This is a genomic window from Ligilactobacillus sp. MP3 (assembly GCF_024436335.1).
GTDB lineage: Bacteria > Bacillota > Bacilli > Lactobacillales > Lactobacillaceae > Ligilactobacillus > Ligilactobacillus salivarius.
This window is the reverse complement of the sequence record NZ_JANFQI010000030.1, coordinates 1-575: the sequence shown is the minus strand read 5'-3', so window position 1 is coordinate 575 and position 575 is coordinate 1. Positions and strand designations below refer to the sequence as shown.

Genomic DNA, 575 nt, shown 5'->3' with positions numbered 1-575 from the left:
CAATAATACGCCGGGGTGGCGGAACTGGCAGACGCACAGGACTTAAAATCCTGCGGTGAGTGATCACCGTACCGGTTCGATTCCGGTCCTCGGCATTATTGATGCACCCATAGCGCAACTGGATAGAGTGTCTGACTACGAATCAGAAGGTTGCAGGTTCGACTCCTGCTGGGTGCATATTAGCGGGAAGTAGCTCAGTTTGGTAGAGCACCTGGTTTGGGACCAGGGGGTCGCAGGTTCGAATCCTGTCTTCCCGATAAATGAATAATTCATTTAGTGATCGCGGTGTAGCTCAGCTGGCTAGAGCGTCCGGTTCATACCCGGGAGGTCGAGGGTTCGATCCCCCCCGCCGCGATATTCATACAGCACTTGGACCTTTAGCTCAGTTGGTTAGAGCAGACGGCTCATAACCGTCCGGTCGTAGGTTCGAGTCCTACAAGGTCCATTGTGATTTCTTGTTAAAAATTGCAAGTATGATTTATTATGGAGGATTACCCAAGTCTGGCTGAAGGGAACGGTCTTGAAAACCGTCAGGTGGGTCAAACCACGCAAGAGTTCGAATCTCTTATCCTCCT

6 tRNA genes are annotated in these 575 nt (G+C 51.1%); all 6 read left to right on the top strand.

From position 1 onward, the window contains the following. The first annotated feature begins 9 nt into the window (after nucleotides 1-9). Nucleotides 10-95, top strand: a tRNA-Leu gene (locus NOU10_RS09265). Nucleotides 96-103: 8 nt separating this feature from the next. Continuing rightward, a tRNA-Arg gene (locus NOU10_RS09260) sits at nucleotides 104-177 on the top strand. A 6-nt stretch (nucleotides 178-183) separates the two neighbouring features. After that, nucleotides 184-257: transfer RNA gene (locus NOU10_RS09255), tRNA-Pro, on the top strand. A 24-nt stretch (nucleotides 258-281) separates the two neighbouring features. Then, a tRNA-Met gene (locus NOU10_RS09250) sits at nucleotides 282-355 on the top strand. A 16-nt stretch (nucleotides 356-371) separates the two neighbouring features. Beyond that, nucleotides 372-445: transfer RNA gene (locus NOU10_RS09245), tRNA-Ile, on the top strand. A gap of 40 nt (nucleotides 446-485) precedes the next feature. Next, nucleotides 486-575, top strand: a tRNA-Ser gene (locus tag NOU10_RS09240).